The organism is Flavobacterium sp. GW823-FHT04A11 (assembly GCF_058796535.1).
The window spans coordinates 2,958,521-2,982,130 of record NZ_CM179503.1; the positions used below are offsets into that span (position 1 = coordinate 2,958,521).

Consider the following 23,610-nt stretch of genomic DNA (forward strand, 5'->3'; position numbering starts at 1 on the left):
TATGTAACTTTATTATTACTGAAATTTAAGGTTGAGCATGCAAAAAAAGCAAATTAAAAAATCTGTTTTTATCCGTGTCTTTACGAAGTAAATCCGTCTAATCCGCGTCATAAATTAGCATCAGCCTAAATCCAAAATAAGCCAAAATGAAAGACCCGTTTTTAATTACCAAAGAAGAGATTCTACAAATATACAAGCCTGTAAATCCTCAAACACACAAAGGAATTCAGGGTCACGCCGTCATAATTGCCGGAAGTTACGGTAAAATAGGAGCAGCAGTTCTGGCTTCAAAATCCTGCCTAAAATCAGGCTGCGGACTCGTAACGACTTTTACACCAAAATGCGGTTACCAAATCCTCCAAATCTCCATTCCAGAAGTGATGGTTGTCACCGATGAAAACAGTAATTTCATGACTCATATACATCTTCCGTTGCAACCACAAGCCATCGGAATCGGACCCGGAATAGGGAAGGAGCTGGGCACACAAAAAGCTTTATTTGAGTTTTTAAGAATCAACAAAGCTCCTTTAGTTCTCGATGCCGATGCTTTAAATATTTTATCCGAAAACCTGTCTTGGCTTGAATTAATTCCCGAAAATACAATCCTCACTCCGCATCCCAAAGAACTCGAACGCTTAATAGGCAAGTGGAATTCAGAATCTGAAAAGTTTCAAAAAACAATCGCTTTTTCCGAAAAATACAAAGTTATCATCGTCATGAAAGGCGCACCAACATACATCATAAATCAAAGTAAAATCTACGAAAACACCACCGGAAACGCCGCTTTGGCCACAGCCGGAAGCGGCGACGTCTTAACCGGAATCCTGACAAGTTTACTCGCGCAAGGCTACGAACCCAAATATGCCGCAAAACTGGGCGTTTACATTCACGGCTTAACCGCTGATATTGCTTTACCCAAAACAGGTTATCAATCGTTTATTGCCTCAGATATTATTAAGAATCTTGGAAAGGCGTTTTTGAGTTTAGATAATTAGATAATTCAGATCTTAGAATCCTAATATTACAGGAGAAACTAAGTGTCAGGCTGAGCGAAGTCGAAGCCCGCGTTCCAATTGGTACCTTCTCCGTTGCCTCACTCAAGAAGACAAAAATGCTAAAACTCTGTTATCACTTTGCAGTTAAAATGTCACAGAATAAGAATAAAAAAAATCCGTTTTTTTTCCGCGTCTTCGCGTTAGCGAATCCGTTTCATCCGCGTACATTTCCACACAAAGTTTTCGCAATCCATTACGTTTAATGACCAACAATCTAAAATCAGAAATCAATATTCTAAAATCAAAATCCGTAAGTTTGTATTTCAGTAAATACTGCTTATGAAAAAATTCGATCTTAGAACCGTAAACGTCACCCGTTACATAACACCATTACGCGAAGGCGGTTCTTTACCCGCTTTGGCAGAAGCCGATGACGATTTTAAATACGTCTTAAAATTCAAAGGTGCCGGTCACGGAGTAAAAGCCTTAATCGCCGAATTAGTGGGCGGACAAATTGCAAAAGCCTTAAAACTACAACTTCCGGAATTAGTTTTCGCCAATCTCGACGAAACCTTTGGAAGAACCGAAGCCGACGAAGAAATTCAGGATTTACTGCAGGGAAGCCAGGGATTAAATCTGGCACTTCATTTTTTATCAGGCGCGATTACGTTTGATCCGGTTGTAACAACTGTCGATGCAAAATTAGCTTCACAGATTGTTTGGCTGGACGCTTATATTACCAATGTAGACAGAACATTCAAGAATACCAATATGCTGATTTGGCATAAAGAATTATGGCTTATAGATCACGGTGCGTGTTTGTATTTTCATCATTCCTGGAACAATTGGGAACAACATGCCAAAAGTCCGTTTGCTTTGATAAAAGATCATGTTTTATTGCCTCAGGCTTCACTTTTAAAAGAAGTAGATGGCGAATTTAAAGCACTTTTAACAAACGAAATTCTGGAAGAAATTGTAAACACGATTCCGCTCGAATGGCTGCAATGGGAAGATACCGATGAAACACCCGAAGCGCTGAGAAATGTATACTTACAGTTTTTGCAAACAAGATTAAATAATTCCGAAATCTTTGTAAATCAAGCTCAAAATGCAAGATAGTCACTTATATGAGTATGCCGTAATTCGCGTGGTACCCAGAGTGGAGCGCGAAGAATTCCTAAACATCGGAATCATTTTGTTTTGCAAAAAAGCCAAATTTATAAAAGTATTGTCGCATATCGATGATGATAAAATACTGGCACTTTCAAGCGATTTTGACATCGAGCAATTGCATTGCAACGTAACCGCTTTGAAAAAAATTGCATCCGGAGAAAAAGATGGAGGTCCAATTGGCGAAATGGATATTCCGTCACGTTTTCGATGGTTAACCGCAATCCGAAGTTCAGCCATTCAAACCTCAAGACCACATCCCGGTTTATGCGAAGATTTAGAAAAAACGATTCAGAGATTGTTTGAGGAGTTAGTTCTTTGAGGAAGGTTCAAAGGGGCAGAGGAGCAAAGGTTCAAAGGGTTTTTAAGTTTCTAAGGTTCTGAGTTGCTAAGGTTCTGAGTTGCTGAGATGCTAAGTTTTTTAAATTTAAAACTTTGCGACTTCGCGTCTTTGCGCGCAAAATTTCACCAGCTTAAAAAACTTTGCTCCCGATAGCTATCGGGATTGCGTAAATCCTTGCGTGCTTTACGGTTAAAAAATAAAAAAACCACGAATTACATTAAACTGTAATCCGTGGTTTTAAAACTAAACTAACTAACTCACATTCTTTTCAAAACCATAGTTTCAAGAAGTAATTTTTGAATGTATGGGATTTTAAAAAATGTTTTTCAATTAAAAAGAACCGCAAACATTTCCACCTAAAGTTGCGCCGGCTCCTGCTGAGCTGGTAACATCCGCTTTAACTGCTGAAGCTGCAAGTTTTACAATAGTGTAAGGAGGTGTGAAAGCCGTTTTGCTTCCTGCTTGGTTTCCAGATGTATTAGTAAAAATGTTATCAACTGCTGTAACAGCTGTATAACCCGTCATTAAATCGATAGGCGTTTTTACACCTTCAAAAACGTTAGCTTCAACACGAATATCAGCTTCAAAACCTGCAGCAACACATTTGTTACTTACGGTACTATTGAAGAAATTGTTTACTAAATGTACTTTTCCAAAACGAACTCTTGGCATTCTTTCCTTACATCCCGGAGCCCACCAGCATCTTGCGAAAGTAATTCTCAATTTCCCACGATCTCCTGTAGCACCGTCGCTGGATCCAATTAAGTTTGAATATCTGTGATCGTCTGATCCTCCTGAACCTCCTGCTTTTGGCGGTTTTAAGTAATGGAATTTAGAATACGTAACAGAAATATAATCTGATTTGTTTTTAATGTCGAAGTTTCCGTCAACACCATCTCTAAATTCGCAGTGGTCTACCCATACGTTTGTACATTCGTCAAGAATGGCATTGTCCCAACCGTCAGTGTCATAAGCGCCCGGACCTTCAAAAATTAAATTTCTGATGATAATGTTTTTACATCTTTTGATGTTGATAATTCCGGAAGCATCTTTAGTTTGATTAGTAGAAACTAGTTTGGCACCGCTCGCACCATAAATAGTTTTACCGGTTTGATCCTGAAAAGACAATCTAGTCGTTACAGTAATTGTCCCGCTAACTTTGATCACTTTTACAGAACTGCTTTCAATAGCCGATTTCAACTGGGCATAAGTAGTAACAGTTATTTCCGCAGCAGTTCCTCCACCGGTTGTTCCTCCGTTTTGAGAAGCCCATCCCGGAACTTGCGCACAGTTTCCAACTTTTGCTGTCAAATTACTTGAAGTAGATATTGTTGTTTCAATAACAGCGTTTTCATCATTTGCAGATGAAGCAATTTCTTCGGTATTACAGCTTGTAAATCCGAATGTTAGTGCCAATAATAATGCTGACAAATTAGATTTAAATTTCATAATTATAAGTTTGGGGTTTATAAATGCAAATCTGCTTATAATTATTCTTAAAAAAGTTGAACAAGTTCAATGTTTTGTAAAATTTTTTTGATAAAATATTTTTTTAACAATTGTTAAGTGACAAAAGATTAAAAAAATATACTTTTACGTAATCGATTACATCATTTTTTAATTCATTCACACTTACGCCCCAAGTAAGAATAAAAGTAAAAACAAATGTACAAAGCCCTCAGATTAAATATTGAACGTAAAATTAACCTCACAGATGAAGAATGGAAATGTATAGTAGAGAAAGCTGAATTTATAAAATTGAAGAAAAATGAATTTCTGCAAATTCAGGATTCAAACAATTCTTATGAAGGATTTATTTTAAAAGGCGCTTTCAAAACTTATATTTTAAATGACAACGGAACAGAAAGTGTCATTTTCTTTTCGTTTGAAAACGAATGGATGTGCGATCTCGAAAGTTTCTATCATCAAAAGCCTACAACCTACAATATCAAGGCAATTGAAGACAGTGAAATTTTGGTGATTAGCAAAACAAACAAATCGCTTTTATTTGAACAAGTACCAAAGCTGGTTCAGTTTCATATCATGATGGTCGAAAAAGCCAACATCAACATTCAGCAAAGACTTTTAGATGTTCTCAACAAAACCTCCAAACAAAGATATTTGGAATTTTTGGAGCGATATCCACACAAAATTGACAAAATCAACAACCGAAATTTATCATCATATTTGGGAGTTTCGCACGAGTTTTTGTCGAAGATTAAAAGAAGTTGCTAAGGTTCTAAGATGCTAAGTTTCTAAGTTAAAAAAAATCTCGCAAAGTCGCGAAGTTGCAAAGAAATTAAACTTTGCGTCTCTGCGACTTTGCGAGATTAAAAAAACTTTGCGAACCTAGCGTAAACCCTTGCGGACTTTGCGGTTAAACTTGAAACAAATAAAACCATATTTTCAGGTTAAAAATTCAATATCCCACAGACACTTTCACTAGAAAAATCAAATATTACATTTTCCTTTTTGGGATTTTCAATGACTAATAAATCATGAGGTTCCAGATTGTATGGCTTCTCATTGATTTTAATAACCGTTGTGTATAAAGAAAATAAAATTATTATCTCAGCATTATAATTTTGATTATCATTTGTTATTTCAAGTTTGTGATGGCTTGTTTTTTCAGAAACCATCCAATTAAAATCAATACCTTTTGTATAAGAAGTCACTTCATCAGCAGAATTAAATTCCATGATTTCATATTTCTCATAAACCCTTTTTTCTTTGTTTACCTCAATATCTAAGGCGTTATCCAGCATAACCAAATAGCGGTGAAAGCCTTTAAATTTAGTAAACTCAGAAGGCACTTGCTCAATTGTAGCGCTGCTTATTCTGAATATAAAATCCCTGTCAGCATAGTTTGCCGTTTCCGGATATATCATATATTCATAGGTCAATCCGCCACTCCAAACAGAGGCTTTGCTATCTTTTTTAGGCAAAAAATGTATGTTCATTTATTGAATAATTATATGACTTTAAGTTTTAAAACGCTTTTCACTTGCACTTAATGAACTTATATCACTTATATGGTTTTAAAAAATTTTGCGACTCTACGGCTTGCAAGATTATAAAAGTCAAGCAATAATAATCTTAGCGAACCTGGCGTAAATCCTTGCGACCTTAGCGGTTAAACTCTTTTCTCTAAATAAATAAACTCCAAAGGTTTATCAGAAATATTAATATGAATATCGCTTGATGGAAAAGGTTCTCTTTCGCCGGTTTCAACATAACCGTGACGTTTGTACCAGGCGATAAGCTCTGCACGAACCGAAACAACCGTCATAATAATACTCGACAATCCTAAAATTTCCGCTTGCTTTTCGCCTTCAGCCAATAGTTTTTTTCCAATGCCGGCATTTTGTAATTCAGGTGAAACAGTTAACATTCCCAAATACAATTGATGTTCTTTCTCGACCAATAAAACCGAACCGATAATCTGGTCATTCTCTGTAAATTTCAAAAATGTATTTTTAGGATCTTGAATAATTTCCTTTAATTCTTCTTCAGTGGTTCTTTTCCCTTCTAATAAATGCGCTTCGGTTGTCCAGCCTTTTTTTGAAGTTTCGCCTCTGTATGCAGAGTTTATTAAGGTTGTTAATGATGGAATGTCTTGTAAGGTTGCTTTTGTGATCATGATAATCTGACTGTATTATAAATATAAATGTTATCTGGTTTTAATTGGATAAAATTTTAATTGCCTCCAGCTTTAATTGGAGTGGCAAAATTACATTAGAAAATGGCTTTAGCCTAATCTTAGGTTTATTTTGGCTAAAACCGAATTTGTCAATTCATACTAATTTATGAAAAGAGTATCTTACAAAAAACTGTTTGTTTTTTACCGAAATTTATTTTCGTTTAAGAATTTTAAATATCTTTGAATTATGAGTACAGCAATAAAACCAAAACATATCGGCAGAAATATAAGCCGTATTAGAGAGCTTAAGGATATGAAACAGGAAGCACTGGCACAGGCTTTGGGGACAAATCAGCAGAGCATTTCGGCTATTGAAAACAGCGAAACTGTAGACGAACAAAAACTAATTGAGATTGCAAAAGCTCTTGGAGTTTCTGTTGAAGCACTTAAGAACTTTTCGGAAGAAGCAGTTTTTAATATTATTGGAAATACTTTTCAAGATCACAGTGCAATTACTTCAGGTGATTACAATTGTAATTGTACTTTTAATCCTTTAGATAAAGTAGTTGAACTTTACGAACGTTTGGTGCAGGCTGAAAAAGATAAAGTTGAGTATTTAGAGAAATTATTGAACGGGAAATAAACGTTTTTAAATATATATTAAAGGAAAAGAGATCTATAATAAGATCTCTTTTTTTATATTTAATTGCTAGCGCGAGCGTCCCGCTCGTGTACGTTCCAATTTATTTTGAATTTCTTTGTGTTCACGAGCGGGACGCTCGCGCTAGCGTAACAACTTTACTGTTTATTATTTATCTTTTTTTGGGATTCAAACCAAATTAATTGCTTTTTAATTCTTTCAATAATATCTAAATCATTGTCACCATGAATATCTCTCAATTTATAATTAGGATTTCGCTGATCAGTAATTTCTTGAAATTCATTGACGCCTAAATTGAAAAGTGCTTGCCCAAATCTCTGGCTTGGATTTTTTTCTAAATACATTTCTAGTAAATCAAGTATAATTTTATGCTCTTTTTTCATTTGAATTAATTCAAGTTATTTTTTAAATCCTCAAAAAATTGTATTGGATCAGTAATAAACTTCATTGCATTTGAACCTTTCAAACTCTCAATAATAGTTTTCATTTCAGGTTTGAGAATTTCTCCTTTTAAATCGATTAAAACAAATTCATTTTTTTTGCAGAGATTCAAAATTGATTGAAGAACAGTTGTAATATTTGAATCTTTTCTTAAATCAATTCGGAAATGAAATACTTCAATTTTTATTTTATCGTCACTTAGGCAAATACAGGCATCATTATCTTCATCATTTTTTTCATTTCCTTTCCAATTCAAACATGTTTCGTTTCCCCAATCAGCTTTCGGAATAATTTGGTCCATTTCAGAAATTATCAAGGTAATATCGCCATTAAAATTTTCCCAAAAAGAATTGGTATCAGGCAAAAATTCTGATTCATTATTTTTAAAAATACATTCATAATCGCTTTGAATTGATTTTTCAGGAACAACGATTAAAGGATATTGCCAAACTGCCATTTGCTTGTTTTTTAATATTTCGGAGTATTCTTTTTTATTTTCTCAAGTAATAAGTTTTGATTTTCTATTACTTTTTCAAATGGAGATTTTTTAGGTAGATTTTCGTTTTGATATTTTTCAATAAGCGGAATTGTTAAAACAATTTTCAACGCAGTATGATAATCTCTAATATCTCTTTGCTTTTGATAAATTGATTTTACTAATTGATTTAATTCAGTAATTTTTTTGTTATATTTTTCATCGCTATTTTTTAATAAATCCAAGACTTTATTTTTTAAAATGCTGTCTTTTATAGAATTTGCATCGCTGTTAGCAGAAGTATAATAATTCTCAGATTTTCCATTATAGTTGTAAAATATATTTAGAGTATCTCTAGTATTAAAATCTTCAAGCTGAGTTTCCAGTTTTTTTAATTCTATATTTTTAGAAACAAGTTCCTGATATAATTCTTCTGGTAAATCATCATTACTTCTGTATCTTCCAATGTTGATGGCTGCTCCGTCTTGTAATGCTTTAGGAGTTTCATTTTTTTGATTTTCATTTTTGGTTTCGTTTCCTCCGCAAGAAGTTAAAACTATAAATAAAAACAGGGTGAGTTTTTTTATCATTTGGTTGAATTGGCTTTTCTTAATTAATTTAATTTTTAGTTGATTGGTTAATCAAACATAATAAACTAATTCTATAGTAAAAAAGAAAACCACAAATTACATATATTATTTAATGTAATCTGTGGTTTAAAATTTATAATAAAGAAAATACTATTCCATAAGCTCTGCCGTGCGAATTATGGAGACTTGCACTATCATAATACTTCGTTGAGATGAAACCAGTAATTTTTTTAAAGAGGCTTTTATTTGCTATTTTTTGTATAATTTATAAAAAGCTTCAGAAGTATTCATAACAAAATCTACATGAGCATCGTAACTGTTTTGATTAGAAAAATCAGAAATTAATGTTTGTGTTTTATATGGATAAATAATTGATCCAGGAATTCTATTAAATATATTATTTAATTCCTCTAATAAAGTTTTTTCCTTCGAAATAAGAATATAAAAATAAAAAGAGTTTACAGAAACAGCTCTAATTATGAAATTTTCATTTTTAATTCCTATATCTACGATGCCACATCTCATAGATTTAGGATATACTTTTAAGCTATTTGTAATCCAAGGAGTAATTATGTCTAATTTTATGATTACATTTTCCCAAGTTTCATTACCATCAATAATGAAATGCTTAAATTTTTCAAAATAGTTATCGTCACTATTAATTGTTCTAGAAGAATTAAAAATAATTTTCAGTAAACTTCTTAGAAGTAAATCGTATTCATATTCAAAAATAAATTCTTTCTTTTCTTCATGAAAGTCTTTAAAATATTTATCGTAAAGAGAACAAAAATAGGAATCAAGCTTTGATAGTTTTTCGTTATTGCATTTCGCACAAACATCAGAAATTACAAGTTCTGATTTAACAAATTTCTCTTGGCTGCCGATATATCTAAATTCTAATTCTGGCATCCTTGTAATTATACATTTAGGCCAAATATGTTCCTTCGTAAGTTTGGTTTTTGTATCACAATATGCACATTTTTTCATTGAAAACAAGAGTTGATTAAATTACAGCTAATATGTGGTCACATCAATTGCTAGCGCGAGCGTCTCGCTCGTGCATGAATTGATTTTGAATTCTTTGTGTTCACGAGCGGGACGAGAAGTGGAAACTTTTAATTAAGATGTTTTTTTAGTTTGTCATATAGTTTATATAGGTCATTTTTTTCTGTTGCTTCTATTTCCTCGTTATTCCAAAAACTTTTTATTTCATTTATTTTCTCATGGCAAAATTTAATGATATCCTTATTTGAATTATCTTTATGAAAATTAATTTTTTGAGTTCTACCAATATATTCTAAAGGGTATTTTTTCTCATCAATTTCTTTTAGTTCACTTTCAAGTTTTTGTATAATGCTTATTTTTTTATTTTGATCAAGTATTAAATTATCTAAAAGTTGGGAGTTATATGATATCCATTCTTTAATTAGAAAACCATAATAATTTTGTTGTAGTCTAATTCGAATGTCATCATCGTCTAATTTTAGTAGATTGATTTCATATTCTAAGTTTTCTAGTGCTAATGTGAAATCGTCATTTTCATTTAAATTAATAACTTTACTTAATATGCATGGAATGGAATATAAAAGTATTGAAAATATTAATATATTTTTTTTACTTATATCTGTATCAAAATTATATAATATTAAAAAAGAATAGATAATAATGGAAAGGCTTAAAATGTAGCAGAACTTTGAAAAACCATTTCTATCTGAATTTTCCTTACTGCCGCCAGAAGTTTCTATTGCGTTATTTGTTTTTTTTTGCTCTGATCGATATGTTAATACAATTAAAAAAAATATAATAAGATGGATAATAGACATTATAATAAAATATACATTTTCTTTTGACTGGTAATAATTATGTGTTGCTACTCCAATACACATTACCAACGGAATAATTAAAATTGAGTATGAGATAATATCATAAAGCAAACTATCATCGTTTGATTTTAATTTTAATATCAGTACTGATTTGTACTTATTTGATGAACCATAAGTCAGTATTATTATGATTAGAGCAAAATAGATATTTAATGCACAAACCATTAAGGATAATGTTTCAAAAAAAAACTTTTTAAGCGGTATTAGAGGATATAATTCTATTATTTTATATAAAATTAGTATTAAAATAGAGTATAAAGCATAAGTTGTAAATCCTGATTCTCTTTTTCGCTGAAGATTTCTATCGATTAATTTGCTAACGTAATTTTTCATATTTGATATAATTAACAGTTATTTTACTATTTTAATTTTTTGATAAACATAGTAATTTAAATAATAATTAATACGATTTCTAAAACTTTAAATTTAAAAGTAAAAACCACAATTACATTGATAAAAAATCTTTGTAATCGTGGTTTTAATACTATAGACGAAGTATATTACTCCAAAAAAGCCTTCAATTCCTCATAAGTCTTAATCTTCACACTAACTTTCTCCTCATTCATAACACTTTCAATTTGTTCCGGAATAGGAAGCGTAATTCCCAAAGCAGGTTCAACCACATCCAGGAATTTAATAGGATGCGCAGTTTCTAAGAAAACCCCAATTGCATTGTCATGTTTTTCAAGTTCTTTTTTCAAACCTAAATAGCCAACAGCGCCGTGTGGTTCTGCGATATAACCGTTTTTGCTATAAATATTTTTTAGAGCTTCAAGCGTTTGTTCATCGGTATAACTATAGGAAGAGAAATCTTTTTCAAACGCTTTTAAGTCGTTATTATACAATTCCTGAATTCGGATAAAGTTACTAGGATTCCCAACATCCATGGCGTTTGAGATTGTTGCTTTAGAAGGTTTTGGATCGTATTTTCCGTTTTCTAAGAATCTTGGCACCGTATCATTTACGTTTGTAGATGCTACAAAATGTTCGATTGGCAAACCTAATTTCTTTGCCATAATTCCGGCACAGATATTCCCGAAGTTTCCGCTTGGGCAAGAAAAAACCAATGGTTTGATTTGGCTTTTCAACGCTTTATAAGCAAAGAAGAAATAGAACATTTGCGGCAGCCAGCGCGCAATATTAATAGAATTTGCCGATGTCAGGTTTTTATGTGCTAAAGTTTCATCTAAAAATGCTTTTTTCACCATATCCTGGCAATCGTCAAAAACACCATCCACTTCAAGCGCTTTAATGTTTTTTCCTAAAGTCGTCAATTGTTTTTCCTGAATGTCGCTCACTTTTCCTGACGGATATAAAATCACCACATCAACTCCGTCAACGCCAAGAAATCCGCTGGCAACAGCGCCGCCTGTATCTCCCGAAGTCGCTACTAAAACCGTATTTTTACTGTCTTTTTTATCTTTGTTAAAATACGCCAGACAACGTGACATAAATCGCGCTCCAACATCTTTAAAAGCCATTGTTGGACCGTGAAATAATTCCAAAGAATAAATGCCGTCTTCAACTTCCACAACCGGAAAATCAAAAACCAAAGTCTCGGCAATAATTTCTCTTAAATGATCCTCAGGAATATCATCGCCTACAAATTGCTGAATCACATCAAAAGCAATATTATGATGCGTCAGATTTTCGATTACATTAAAAAATGCAGGATTTAATGGCGTAATGTTTTGAGGAAAATACAATCCTTTGTCACTCGCTAATCCTTGAATTACAGCTTCTTTAAAAGAAACTTCCGGGGCATTATGGTTTAAACTATAGTATTTCATTGGTTATTTTAGATTTTAGACTTTAGATTTTAGAATTGAGTTCTCAGTTCTTGTTTCTAATTTCATTTCATTTTTTTATTAATTGAGTTATTGCCAAAATTTCCACCAAGTTCGTTTTGTATCTATTTTTGGCTCGTCGTTATCTTCTCTTAAGTTAATGGTCACACTTCCAATTTCATCAACTTCCCAAATACTTGCAGTTGTAATGTCTATAGAATTTAAATTTAAAAAGGTTTCCATTTTTTTATTTAAATATTCATCAGTACTATTTTCACCTTTTTTGGTTCTGCTTAATGTGATAATTGATTTATCATCATTTTCAATTCGTTTCATTCTGTCTGCTAATACTATTAAAATGTCTTCAGAATAACTTGAAATAGCATTTTTAGGAATGTTATAATTCTCATCAAAATGAAAATAATCAGCAACAAGGATAGAAAAAAACTGATTATCTCTTCTGTCAAAATAAAAAATCTCGGAAAGTCTGTCTTCAGGCTGACTGAAACCAATTTTCAACCAATTTTCAATTTGTTCTTCTTTTGTAATTTCATCCATGATTTAAATAATTACAAAATCCTAACTCCATCCGGATTAATTTTCGAAACGTGAATTTCATATGGCAAATTCATTTTTTCGTAAACATCACTCATGGCTTTGGCGATTTGGTCTGCGGTGTTTTTTCCTCTGCTTAAAGCAAAAATCGACGGGCCGGAACCTGAAATTCCGGAACCTAAAGCGCCGTTTTCAAGAGCCGTTTGTTTGATCAAATCAAATCCCGGAATCAAAACGCTTCTTAAAGGTTCTACGATTTCGTCATGAAGCGAACGCCCAATTAAATCGTAATCTTTTGTGTATAAACCAGCGATTAAACCGCCTACATTTCCCCATTGCATAATGGCACTTTTTAGGGAAACGGTTTGTTTTAATACCGAACGCGCGTCAGATGTTTTCAATTCAATTTGAGGATGAACCACCGTCGCGAACAATTCTTCCGGACTATCAATTCTAATAATATCAAGCGGAGCATAACTTCTTACCAACGTAAAACCACCCAAAAGGGCAGGAGCAACGTTATCAGCATGCGCGTTTCCGCTGGCTAATTTTTCGCCCTGCATCGCAAATTGCACCAAATCTTTTCGTGAATATGGTTTTCCTAATAATTCATTTATTCCGAAAACCGCTCCGGCAGAACTTGCGGCGCTGCTTCCGATTCCGCTTCCGGCTTTGATGTGTTTGTAGATTTCGATTTCAAAACCAAAATCTATCGCTTCAAAATCTCTTTCGTAAGCTTCAAGCATGGCTACAGCCGCAACTCCGGAAACATTTTTCTCAGTTTCCAACGGCAAATCAGCACCCACAATTTTAGTAATACGAATTCCTTTTTGATCTGTTTTTCGAACAATCATTTCATCACCCGCATTGTCTAAGCAAAGTCCAAGTACGTCAAATCCGCACGATAGATTCGCAATAGTTGCCGGGCAAAATAGTTTTATTTCCATTTTTTTTAAAGGTTCTAAGTTGCTAAGGTTCTAAGCTTTCTCTCTGCAACTTTATATTAAGATTCGAAGTGTCTAAGCTTGTAAGTTGCTAAGATTTAAGTTTGTAAAAAAAACTCAGAACCTTAGCATCTTAGTAACTTAGCAACTTTAATTATTTCCTATTCTAATAACATCCGCAAAAATTCCTGATGCTGTAACAGCTGCTCCGGCTCCGGCGCCTTTGATCAATAACGGCTGATCTACGTAACGATCTGTGTAGAATAAAACGATATTGTCTTTTCCTTCCAGATTATAAAACGGATGCTCTTTTGGAATGAATTGCAGGCCAACACTTGCTTTTCCGTCCTCGAATTTTGCTACATATTTTAATCTTGAATCTTTGCTTAAAGCTTCTTTGTAAATGCTTTCGAAATGTGGCGCATGTTTGATTAACGAGGCAAAAAAGTCGTCGTTGTTTGTTGTTGCTAAACATTCGGCAGGCAGAAACGATTCGTTTGCTATGGCGTCGATATCCATTTCGTAACCGCTTTCGCGAATTAAAATCAGGATTTTACGAGCCACATCAATTCCGCTTAAGTCAATTTTCGGGTCCGGTTCTGTAAAACCCTGAACTCCGGCTTCTTTTACCACATCGTGAAAAGAATTATTCTCATCAAAATTATTGAAAATGAAGTTTAAACTTCCGGATAAAACCGCCTGAATTTTATGCACTTTATCGCCCGATGCAATTAAGTTTTTTACCGTATCTATAATTGGTAATCCCGCACCAACATTGGTTTCAAACAAAAACGGAGCGTTGTATTGGCGTGATAAACTTTTTAGTTTTTTATAATTGTCATAAGCAGAGGAACATGCAATTTTGTTACACGTAACAACCGCAATACTTTGTTTCAGGAACTGTTCATAAGTTTCAGAAACAGTTGCATTTGCTGTAATATCAACAAAAATACTGTTGCGTAAATTCAGTTCTTTGGCGCGTTCGATAAAAGTTTCTTTGTTGGCCGGTTCTCCTTTATCTAAATCAGATTGCCATTCTTTTAAGGAAATTCCGTCTTCATCAAAAAGCATTTTTCTGGAGTTTGACAAAGCGATTACGCGAACATTGATCTTTAAATTATCTTTTAAAAATTTCTTCTGATTGTGAATTTGTTCGATGAATTTTTCACCCACATTTCCAACACCCATCACAAATAAATTCAGCTGTTTTGTATTTTCTTCAAAGAAGTTTTCGTGCAAAGTATTCAACGCTTTTTTAACGTCTCTTTCGTTGATTACTGTCGAAATATTACGTTCAGAAGCACCTTGAGCAATGGCTCGGATATTAACGTTGTTTTTACCTAAAGTACTGAACATTCTTCCGCTTAAACCCTGGTGATTTTTCATGTTTTCACCCACCAAAGCAATAATGCAAAGGTCTTTTTCGACAAGACAAGGATCGATTTTGTTTTGAAGAATTTCCACTTCAAAAGCTCTGTTGATCGCAGCTTCGGCATTATCGGCATCCGAATTTAAAATTCCGATACAAATCGAGTGTTCAGAAGAAGCCTGAGTAATAAAAATCACATTGATTTTTTCCTGAGATAATACTTCAAACAAACGTCTTGATGAACCTGCAACACCAATCATTCCCGGACCTTCAAGTGTAAGTAAAGAAATATGATCGATATGGCTGATTCCCTTTACAACTGTATCTTTTGAGGAAACGTGATCAGAAATCAAAGTTCCTTCGGCTTCAGGCTCAAACGTATTTTTAATTAAAATGGGAATGTTTTTTCTTAAAACCGGCTGAATCGTTGGCGGGTACAACACTTTTGCACCAAAATGCGATAATTCCATCGCTTCCTGATAGGAAATTGCTGCAATTGGCTGAGCTTGTTTTACGATTTTTGGATTGGCAGTAAACATTCCATTTACGTCTGTCCAGATTTCAAGTTGTTCAGCGTCAAGAGCTCCGGCAATAATAGCCGCTGTATAATCAGAACCTCCACGACCTAAAGTAGTTGTAATTCCGTCAAGGGTTAAAGCGATAAAACCCGGTAAAATATTTATTTGTGATTCATTTTGTTCGAAATATTCCTGAATCAACTGGTTTGAAATTTCGAAGTTTACAGCAGCTTTTCCAAAATCAGCATTTGTTTTGATGATTTCGCGGCTGTCTTTGTAAACCACATTTTTATTAATTTGCTGATAAGCCTGAGCAATGATGTAAGACGATAATAATTCTCCAAAACTTAAAATGGTATCTGCTGTTCTTGGAGATAATTCGCCTAATAAAAAGCAACCGTCTAATAAAGTTTCTAAGTGATTGATGATTCTTTTTACGTGGCTTAACAAACTGCTTTGTTCGCTTACGGGAATTAAATCTTTTAAAGTGTCAAGGTGTTTTTTCTCGATTTCGGCAACAATTTCCCTGAAACTTTCGTCGTTTGCAGCAGCTTTTGCAGCAGCCAATTGCAGTAAATCAGTGACTTTGCTTAAAGCAGAAACGACAACAACTAATTGATCCTGTTTAGATTTTTGATTTATGATTTCGAGAACGAGTTTTATATTTTGTGCATTGGCAACCGAAGTTCCGCCAAATTTTAATACTTTCATTTTTGATGTTTTTAATAAGGTGCAGCGATTTTGAGTAACAAAGGTTCAAGGTTTATCAACTGAACTGAAACTGAAAACTGCGGCTATTTTTTTTTTTTTTTGTAAATGTTTTCATGTATCCAATGCCTTTCTTCTTTTTAGAAAAAAGTATAGATAACCAGGATTATATGTAAAAATGTATACCCCTAAGGGGTAGTAGTTGTTGTAGTAGAAATTGTTGTAGCAGCAATTACAACTCCGGTTTGGGTTGTCATTGTAGATTGATATTTAATGCTGTTACTTTTCATTTTGATTTTTCAAAAGTACAGCTTTTTATAAAAGTTAAAAACCTTTATTTCCTTTTTACGAATATTTTAATTTTCCAAAAGGATAAAATTTAATATTGAGCATTTGCTAAATTTAAATCTGCAAAGTTGTCGTATTCGTATTATTAACTTTCTTTTTTAAAGATGTTAGCGATGATAGAACTGATTTTATTGAGAGTTTAATAAAACAAAAACAGCAAATTTAGTCTATATGTTAAGTAGGGAATAATTTATGAGAATTTTTTATTGCAAGGGCAAAGTGAAGAAACAGACGATTTTACTTCAAATTTCGATTGTGAAATAGGCAAAAGTAATAAACTCAAATTCTTTAAATTTTAATTATTATGAACAAATGTTGCTTTTTAATATTGATTTGCTGAATTTTGATGCCTTAAAATAAATATTACAATGAGAGAAGTCCATTATATAAGTACTGAAACGTTAACTTTAGAAGATTTACAAGAAATAATTGTAAACCAGAAAACGCTTGAATTGTCTGAAGAAGCAAAAGTAAACGTTCAGAAATGCCGTGATTATTTAGATAAAAAAATGGCTACGCATTCAGAACCTATTTACGGTATTAATACTGGTTTTGGGTCACTTTATAGTGTGAAAATCTCGAATGAAAATTTATCAAAACTTCAGGAAAACTTAGTAAAATCACACGCTTGCGGAACCGGAGAAGAAGTTCCTGCGGAAATTGTAAAGATGATGCTGTTGCTTAAAATTCAGTCTTTAAGTTACGGACATTCAGGAATTCAATTGCAGACTCTGAATCGTTTGGTTGATTTTTACAACAATGATGTTTTACCTATAATATATACTCAGGGTTCACTTGGTGCCTCCGGAGATTTAGCTCCTTTGGCACATTTATCTTTACCTTTATTAGGAGAAGGTGAAGTTTTGTTTGAAGGAAAAAAAGTGGCTTCTGGCGAAGTTTTAAAACATTTTAACTGGGAACCAATTATTTTACAGTCAAAAGAAGGTTTGGCTTTGTTGAATGGAACTCAGTTTATGAGCGCTTACGGAGCTCATATTTTAATAAAAGCCTACAAATATTCGTATTTGGCAGATTTAATCGGAACAATTTCTTTGGAAGGTTTTGATGGAAGAATCGAACCTTTTAACGAATTGATTCATTTTATTCGACCTCATAAAGGACAAATTATTACGGCGCAGCGTGTTAATGAGTTTTTAGAAGGAAGCGAAATTATTGCTCAGGAGAAAAAACACGTTCAGGATCCGTATTCTTTCCGTTGTATGCCTCAGGTTCACGGAGCTTCAAAAGACGCGATTGATTATGTTCGAAAAGTATTCAAAACCGAAATTAATTCGGTTACAGATAATCCAAATATATTTATTGAGTCAGATCAGATTATATCAGGAGGAAATTTTCACGGTCAGCCATTGGCTTTAGCTTTAGATTTTATGGCCATTGCTTTGGCAGAATTGGGAAGTATTTCGGAAAGAAGAACGTATCAGTTAATTTCGGGATTGCGTAATCTTCCGGCATTTTTGGTAGATAATCCGGGATTAAATTCAGGATTTATGATTCCGCAATATACCGCAGCAAGTATTGCGAGCCAAAACAAACAATTGGCTACACCTTCAAGCGTAGATAGTATTGTATCGAGCAACGGGCAGGAAGATCATGTGAGTATGGGCGCAAACGGCGCTACAAAAGCGTTGCGTGTTATGGATAATTTAGAGCGAATTTTGGCGATTGAATTAATGAACGCTTCACAGGCAATTGCATACAGAGAGCCTTTAAAATCAAGTGATTTCATCGAAATGTTTTTGAGCAGTTACAGAGAAGTTGTGCCTTTGGTAAAAGAAGACAGAATTCTGCATTATGACATTGAAAAAACGGTTTCATTTCTGGATAGTTTCCAAATTGAAAACGATTTGTTAACAATGGCTTAACATTACCGAATAATATTGAAGTAATTTTGCACTATCAAAAATATAAAAATGTCAATAAACAGTATTTTCCAATTTTTAGTGCCGAAAGACAAGAAATTCTTTCCACTTTTTGAAGAGGCTTCAAGCAATTTAATTGAGTTAGCTTCTAATTTACACGAAGCTGTAAATCTTCCATTGAAAGAAAGAGAAGTTCTTTTTCAGAAAATTGACGAATTAGAGCAAAGAGGAGAAGACATTACGCGTCAGACAAATCTTGAATTGAGCAGAAACTTTATCACACCATTTGATAGAGAGGATATTCACACACTTATTACTTCTATTGATAACGTTGCCGATTATTTGCACGGTGCAGCAAGCAGAATGCGTTTATACCAGGTTGATAAGATTACAAAATCAATCAGAAAAATGACAGAAATCAACCTTGAAGCGTGTCAAAACATTGACAGCGCCGTAAAAGAGTTGAGCAATCTGAAAAACATGAATATTATTAAGGATGCTTGTGCTAGAATTAATAAATTAGAAAACAAGTCAGATAACGTTTATAACAAAGCAGTTTTTGAAATTTTTGAAAACGAAACAGACGCTAAAAATATTATTAAATATAAAGAAGTGTTATCTGTTTTAGAATCAGCGACAGACAAATGTAAGAGTGTTGCCAACATACTGGAATCTATTTCTGTAAAACATTCTTAAATTCAATTTATTTCATTCTGAAGTTATAATTTATGACGCTACTTATAATTATTATAGTATTAGCTTTAATTTTTGATTACATCAATGGTTTTCATGATGCGGCAAATGCTATAGCAACCGTTGTTGCTACAAAGGTACTAACGCCTTTTCAGGCCGTTCTTTGGGCAGCATTTTTTAACTTTCTAGCTTATTGGGTTTTCGGATTTGGTGTTGCAGATACTGTTGCAAAAACAGCGCACACTATGGAAATCAACCTTGTCGTAATTCTTGCCGGTGTTATTGCAGCAATTTGCTGGAATTTACTGACATGGTGGCTAGGAATTCCTTCAAGTTCTTCACACACTTTAATTGGTGGTTTTGCCGGAGCAGCCGTTGCCCACGCTATAGCTGTACACGGTTTTTCTGGTTATGTTGGTGAAGATGGAGCGACACATTATTGGTACGAAATCGTAAGCTGGTATAAAGCCGGAAAAGATGGTGGAATGCCTTCAGGAGTTCTTATTATTATTGCCTTTATTGTTTTAGCACCATTATTAGGAGCATTTGCTTCTTATTTAATCTCGATTTGGTTATTGAATGCTTCTCGTAAAAGTATTTTTCCTAAAATATTCACTGTTGCTTTAATGATTGCTACCGTTTGGGTTGTTAGCAGTTTAATGGTACCTTATTCAGAAATTGAGAAACCACGTTTTGATTCTCATTTTTGGAGTGTAGCTTTTGATCCGCATAACATTAAATGGTTTTTAGTTGCTTTTATTATCTTAACAGTAAGTGCATTTTGTTTGATATTTAGCAGTTTAAATCTACATCAGGCAGATGCTGCTTTGAAAAAAATGCAATTGTTATCTTCTGCGGCTTTTAGTTTAGGACACGGAGGAAACGATTCTCAAAAAGTAATGGGTATTATTGCTGCTGCTGTAGCGGTTTATATTCATACTAATCCCGGAGTTCACATGGATTCCTGGTTAGATGTTGTTTTGCCAAATGATGATACAGGAGTAAAAGGTGTAATGCCGGGCTGGATTCCATTAGCTTGTTATTCTGCGATTGCTGCGGGAACTTTGAGTGGTGGATGGAAAATTGTGAAAACAATGGGTTCTAAAATCACAAAAGTAACCTCGTTTGAAGGAGTTGCTGCTGAAACTGCTGGTGCATTAACGCTTTATTTTACTGAGCATTTAAAAATTCCGGTAAGTACAACGCATACGATTACAGGTTCTATCATCGGCGTTGGATTAACAAAACGTGTATCTGCCGTTCGTTGGGGTGTAACTGTAAGTTTGATCTGGGCATGGATATTAACGATTCCTATTTCGGCTATTTTAGCGGGATTCGTTTACTTTATTCTGAGCGTATTTATTTAATAAATAAAATTAAATTCCAATATTTTTAAATTCCAAATTCCAAGTGAAATGTGAAAACATCAACTTTGGAATTTGGAATTTTTTATTTGGAATTTATTAAAACATTGGCATTTTAAATGCATCATTAAAATAAGCACTAAGCACACATTGTAAAACATTGTTATTGTCGTAATCTTTTCCGTTTGAACAAAATGCAATGGCTAGTTTTTCTTTTGGCAAATAAGCCAACACCGACTTAAATCTGTCAACTCCACCCGTATGACCGTAGATTTTTTTATCCTGATACGGAAATTGAAACATTCCCATACCAAATTTGTCTTTGGTAGTTTTCATTAAATTTAAATGCTCTTTTGAAATTATTTTACCTGCAAAAAGGTTTTTAATAAAAAAGTTCAAATCGGTAGGAGTAGAAACGATTCCTCCGGCTCCTAATGGAATAGACATGTCGGTTTCGATACTTTTTACCCATTCTCCGGAAAAGCTATACGAATAACATTCTTTATTGGCGCTATTTATTTTTCCTCCGTAATAAGTGCTCTTTAACTTTAGCGGTTTGACTATTTTTTGATTTAAAATTTCAGCGTACGGTTTTTGGTAAAGATCTTCCAGTATATAAGTCAGTAAAACATAGTTAGAATTGCTGTATTCGCCTTTTGTGTCAGGCTCAAAAGCAATTTCTCCTGCAGCAATTCTTTCTGTCATTTTAGCTCTCGATTGATATTGGGTATTCCAGTCGAAGTAACTGTCGTCGTTTGTAAAATCATATATGCCGCTCCTGTGATTCAATAAATTGGAAACTGTAATTTTGTTAGCATTTTTTATTGTTGGAAAATAGTGGTCAATGGTTTGGTTTAAATTAATTTTGTTCTCTTCAACAGCTTTTAAAACCAATGAAGCGGTAAATATTTTTGAAATGGAACCAATTCTGTATCGGGTATTTATGTCTGACTTTTTTGAAGCCTCAACATCATCATAACCAATAGATTTTGAATAAATAAGTTTTCCGTTTTCTGAAATGACAATACTTCCCATGTATTTGTTGTTTTTCTCTAAAAGCTGAAACAAACTGTCTAATCTTTTGGTATTTAAATTTTGCGAAAATCCGCTTGTAATAATAAAGGCAAATAAAATCGGGAATAATTTCTTCATTTGGTTGGTTGATGGTTGATTGTAGTTGGAATTTGGAATTTAAAAAATATTGGAATTTCTGAAAAGTTATTTTCTAAAATTCTTATGATTGTGTTTTCGTTTGAAATGAGTTTCTTTCAGATTGGTTTTATCTTTCGAAATAATACTGATTGTACCGTCAATTTCGAGCATACAAAGCTTTACATCGGTTAAATGTTCTAAACCATGTTCACGTGCCGCTCTTTTAATTCTTCGTGTGAAATGTCTAATTTGCTTAAAGTTTTAAAATCTAATGTTCCGTCATGAATTAAGATTTCAGGTTTGTCTAGAAGTAAATTGTTTAGTGCTTTGTATTTATGAGTCAGTTTTTTGATAACATAATTAATGATAAATAAAGCCAAAGCAGCAATCAAACCTCCCCAAAGGCTAGTGTCAGGGCCAACCATTGCATTTTGAACGGAATTGCTAATCAGTAAAATCAGAATAATATCAGCGGTATTTAACTGTGAAAGTTCTTTTTTACCAAAAATTCTGAGTGCAATTGTCATAAAAAAATACACTGCAACACTTCTTAAAATAATATCTAAATACGGTGGTAACATCATTTTTTAGGTTTAGGGTTTAAAAAAAGCTTTGTCAAAGTTTAAAACTTTGACAAAGCTGCTAAATTAATTATGTGTTATGAAGTTTAAATGAACTTATAATACCAATTTAAAATTTTTCTCGATTGCTCTGATCATTTCTCCGGCAATATCTTTATTTGTGGCGCCTTCAATTCCTTCCAAACCTGGAGAAGAGTTTACTTCTAACAATAAAGGTCCTTTTGAAGAACGAATAATATCAACGCCGGCAACTTTTAAATCCATTGCTTTTGCTGCTTTTATAGCGATCTTTTTTTCTTCGGGTGTCACTTTTATTACAGAAGCGGTTCCGCCAAGGTGAATGTTTGCTCTGAATTCTCCGGGCATTGCTTCGCGCTGAATGGCTGCAACTACTTTTCCGTCGATTACAAAACAGCGAATGTCTTTTCCGTTGGCTTCCTTGATGAATTCCTGAACAAGAATGTTGGCATTTAAGCTTTTAAAAGCATTAATAACACTTTCTGCAGCTTTTTTAGTTTCTGCCAAAACAACACCTTTTCCTTGTGTTCCTTCCAATAATTTTACGATTAAAGGCGAACCTCCAACCATTTTAATTAAGTTGTCCGTGTCCAAAGGAGAATTCGCAAAACCAGTTGTCGGGATATCGATTCCACTATTTAAAAGCAATTGCAGTGAATATAATTTATCACGCGATTGTGTTATGGCTGTGGCCGAATTTAAAACGAAAACCTTTAAAGCTTCAAATTGACGCGTTAAAGCACATCCGTAAAAAGTAATGCTTGGTCGGATTCTCGGAATAATGGCATCAAATTGATTTAATATTTTTCCACCGCGATAATGAATTTCAGGAGTTTTGGCATCCAGTTTCATGTAACATTCCTTGATATTCAAAAAATGCATTTCATGACCGCGCATTTCGCCGGCTTCCATGATTCTTTTATTGCTGTACAATTCAGGATTACTGGCCAAAAGTCCGATTCTTAAGCCAGAAGTCGCCTTTTCAGAGTTTTGGTATAATTCCTTTAATGTTTCGGTAGATGGCTGTCCTAGCATGTATTTTTCTTCGGGATCGACTAATACACGTCCGCTCATGGCTTCACGTCCTAAAAGCATTCTAAAACCCATTGAGTCACGATTCGTCAGCGTCATTTCGATTGGCCATTTTGTATCGCCAATTTTAAGACTGGTCTGAATAACGTAGCGATGTTCTCTGAACCCGCTTGAACTTTTTACAATTCTTTTATCAACCAGCGGCGCTTCGCAATGAATAATGGTTTTTATATTATTCTGAATTGGGTTAATGTCGAATTTTACCCAATTCGCATCATTTTTTATAAAAGGAGCTATGTTTATGGCGTGCATTGCCGATGTTTTTGCGCCTGAATCGACACGAGCCTTGATTGTAGGGATTCCTAGTTCTGGAAATGAACACCATTCTTCGCTACCTAAAATGACTTTGTTTTGAAGCATACGTTATTAGTTATTATAAATTTTAATATTCAAAAGTAGCTAT

22 protein-coding genes and 1 pseudogene are annotated in these 23,610 nt (G+C 33.6%); 8 read left to right on the forward strand and 15 right to left on the reverse strand.

Annotated features, from left to right (window positions below):
* Nucleotides 1-146 precede the first annotated feature (146 nt).
* From AC3QL1_RS12680 to AC3QL1_RS12690, 3 genes are all read left to right on the forward strand, one after another.
* The gene (locus AC3QL1_RS12680) at nt 147-995 is read left to right on the forward strand and encodes an NAD(P)H-hydrate dehydratase (RefSeq protein WP_492491831.1); all 849 of its coding nucleotides are present in this window, start codon (nt 147-149) and stop codon (nt 993-995) included.
* Between the two features lie 339 nt (nt 996-1,334).
* Nucleotides 1,335-2,114, forward strand: a complete 780-nt coding sequence (locus tag AC3QL1_RS12685; RefSeq protein ID WP_492491833.1) for a HipA family kinase — start codon at nt 1,335-1,337, stop codon at nt 2,112-2,114.
* Nucleotides 2,104-2,487 carry a DUF3037 domain-containing protein gene (locus tag AC3QL1_RS12690; RefSeq protein WP_492491834.1) on the forward strand — a complete coding sequence of 128 codons (384 nt, stop codon included), beginning with the start codon at nt 2,104-2,106 and terminating at the stop codon, nt 2,485-2,487. Before AC3QL1_RS12685 ends, AC3QL1_RS12690 begins: the two co-directional genes overlap by 11 nt.
* A gap of 351 nt (nt 2,488-2,838) precedes the next feature.
* Here the strand turns inward: AC3QL1_RS12690 and AC3QL1_RS12695 are convergent, their stop codons facing one another.
* On the reverse strand, nt 2,839-3,957 hold the full coding sequence (locus AC3QL1_RS12695; protein ID WP_492491836.1) for a pectate lyase family protein: 1,119 nt from the start codon (nt 3,955-3,957) through the stop codon (nt 2,839-2,841).
* Nucleotides 3,958-4,173: 216 nt separating this feature from the next.
* Between AC3QL1_RS12695 and AC3QL1_RS12700 the strand changes: the two genes are divergently transcribed.
* Nucleotides 4,174-4,743 (forward strand): Crp/Fnr family transcriptional regulator, encoded by a 570-nt coding sequence (locus tag AC3QL1_RS12700; RefSeq protein ID WP_492491837.1) that lies wholly within the window; start codon nt 4,174-4,176, stop codon nt 4,741-4,743.
* Nucleotides 4,744-4,919: 176 nt separating this feature from the next.
* Here AC3QL1_RS12700 and AC3QL1_RS12705 read toward each other — a convergent pair whose 3' ends face one another.
* Nucleotides 4,920-5,468, reverse strand: coding sequence for a HutD family protein (locus AC3QL1_RS12705; RefSeq protein WP_492491839.1), 549 nt, complete (start codon nt 5,466-5,468; stop codon nt 4,920-4,922).
* 173 nt (nt 5,469-5,641) lie between these two features.
* The gene (locus AC3QL1_RS12710) at nt 5,642-6,148 is read right to left on the reverse strand and encodes a GNAT family N-acetyltransferase (protein ID WP_492491841.1); all 507 of its coding nucleotides are present in this window, start codon (nt 6,146-6,148) and stop codon (nt 5,642-5,644) included.
* Between the two features lie 247 nt (nt 6,149-6,395).
* Between AC3QL1_RS12710 and AC3QL1_RS12715 the strand changes: the two genes are divergently transcribed.
* Complete coding sequence (locus AC3QL1_RS12715; RefSeq protein WP_492491843.1) at nt 6,396-6,791, forward strand: helix-turn-helix domain-containing protein; 396 nt, start codon at nt 6,396-6,398, stop codon at nt 6,789-6,791.
* 155 nt (nt 6,792-6,946) lie between these two features.
* On the opposite strand, the gene AC3QL1_RS12720 is transcribed toward AC3QL1_RS12715, so the two are convergent.
* The 9 genes from AC3QL1_RS12720 to thrA form a co-directional block, all read right to left on the reverse strand.
* Nucleotides 6,947-7,192, reverse strand: a complete 246-nt coding sequence (locus AC3QL1_RS12720; protein WP_492491845.1) for a hypothetical protein — start codon at nt 7,190-7,192, stop codon at nt 6,947-6,949.
* 5 nt (nt 7,193-7,197) lie between these two features.
* Nucleotides 7,198-7,707 carry a hypothetical protein gene (locus tag AC3QL1_RS12725; RefSeq protein ID WP_492491847.1) on the reverse strand — a complete coding sequence of 170 codons (510 nt, stop codon included), beginning with the start codon at nt 7,705-7,707 and terminating at the stop codon, nt 7,198-7,200.
* An 11-nt stretch (nt 7,708-7,718) separates the two neighbouring features.
* Complete coding sequence (locus tag AC3QL1_RS12730; protein ID WP_492491848.1) at nt 7,719-8,315, reverse strand: hypothetical protein; 597 nt, start codon at nt 8,313-8,315, stop codon at nt 7,719-7,721.
* Between the two features lie 249 nt (nt 8,316-8,564).
* Nucleotides 8,565-9,224 carry a hypothetical protein gene (locus tag AC3QL1_RS12735; protein WP_492491850.1) on the reverse strand — a complete coding sequence of 220 codons (660 nt, stop codon included), beginning with the start codon at nt 9,222-9,224 and terminating at the stop codon, nt 8,565-8,567.
* 206 nt (nt 9,225-9,430) lie between these two features.
* Nucleotides 9,431-10,531, reverse strand: coding sequence for a hypothetical protein (locus tag AC3QL1_RS12740; RefSeq protein ID WP_492491852.1), 1,101 nt, complete (start codon nt 10,529-10,531; stop codon nt 9,431-9,433).
* A 167-nt stretch (nt 10,532-10,698) separates the two neighbouring features.
* Entirely contained in the window at nt 10,699-11,988 is a 1,290-nt protein-coding gene (gene thrC, locus AC3QL1_RS12745) for a threonine synthase (protein ID WP_492491854.1), read from the reverse strand.
* A gap of 87 nt (nt 11,989-12,075) precedes the next feature.
* Nucleotides 12,076-12,543 (reverse strand): hypothetical protein, encoded by a 468-nt coding sequence (locus tag AC3QL1_RS12750; RefSeq protein WP_492491855.1) that lies wholly within the window; start codon nt 12,541-12,543, stop codon nt 12,076-12,078.
* An 11-nt stretch (nt 12,544-12,554) separates the two neighbouring features.
* Entirely contained in the window at nt 12,555-13,487 is a 933-nt protein-coding gene (locus AC3QL1_RS12755) for a homoserine kinase (protein ID WP_492491857.1), read from the reverse strand.
* A gap of 147 nt (nt 13,488-13,634) precedes the next feature.
* Nucleotides 13,635-16,082, reverse strand: a complete 2,448-nt coding sequence (gene thrA / locus AC3QL1_RS12760; protein WP_492491859.1) for a bifunctional aspartate kinase/homoserine dehydrogenase I — start codon at nt 16,080-16,082, stop codon at nt 13,635-13,637.
* 713 nt (nt 16,083-16,795) lie between these two features.
* Here thrA and hutH point away from each other — a divergent pair.
* The 3 genes from hutH to AC3QL1_RS12775 are packed head-to-tail and all read left to right on the forward strand — an operon-like array spanning nt 16,796 to nt 20,367.
* The gene (gene hutH / locus AC3QL1_RS12765; RefSeq protein WP_492491861.1) at nt 16,796-18,310 is read left to right on the forward strand and encodes a histidine ammonia-lyase; all 1,515 of its coding nucleotides are present in this window, start codon (nt 16,796-16,798) and stop codon (nt 18,308-18,310) included.
* Nucleotides 18,311-18,358: 48 nt separating this feature from the next.
* Nucleotides 18,359-19,003, forward strand: a complete 645-nt coding sequence (locus AC3QL1_RS12770) for a DUF47 domain-containing protein (RefSeq protein WP_026982186.1) — start codon at nt 18,359-18,361, stop codon at nt 19,001-19,003.
* A 32-nt stretch (nt 19,004-19,035) separates the two neighbouring features.
* The gene (locus AC3QL1_RS12775) at nt 19,036-20,367 is read left to right on the forward strand and encodes an inorganic phosphate transporter (protein WP_492491863.1); all 1,332 of its coding nucleotides are present in this window, start codon (nt 19,036-19,038) and stop codon (nt 20,365-20,367) included.
* A 96-nt stretch (nt 20,368-20,463) separates the two neighbouring features.
* Here AC3QL1_RS12775 and AC3QL1_RS12780 read toward each other — a convergent pair whose 3' ends face one another.
* The 3 genes and pseudogenes from AC3QL1_RS12780 to rimK all read right to left on the reverse strand — a co-directional run bounded on the left by AC3QL1_RS12780 (nt 20,464) and on the right by rimK (nt 23,567).
* Nucleotides 20,464-21,516, reverse strand: a complete 1,053-nt coding sequence (locus AC3QL1_RS12780; protein WP_492491865.1) for a serine hydrolase domain-containing protein — start codon at nt 21,514-21,516, stop codon at nt 20,464-20,466.
* A 66-nt stretch (nt 21,517-21,582) separates the two neighbouring features.
* Nucleotides 21,583-22,100: pseudogene (locus AC3QL1_RS12785) on the reverse strand (DUF421 domain-containing protein).
* Nucleotides 22,101-22,193: 93 nt separating this feature from the next.
* The gene (gene rimK, locus AC3QL1_RS12790) at nt 22,194-23,567 is read right to left on the reverse strand and encodes a 30S ribosomal protein S6--L-glutamate ligase (RefSeq protein WP_492491866.1); all 1,374 of its coding nucleotides are present in this window, start codon (nt 23,565-23,567) and stop codon (nt 22,194-22,196) included.
* Nucleotides 23,568-23,610 lie beyond the last annotated feature (43 nt).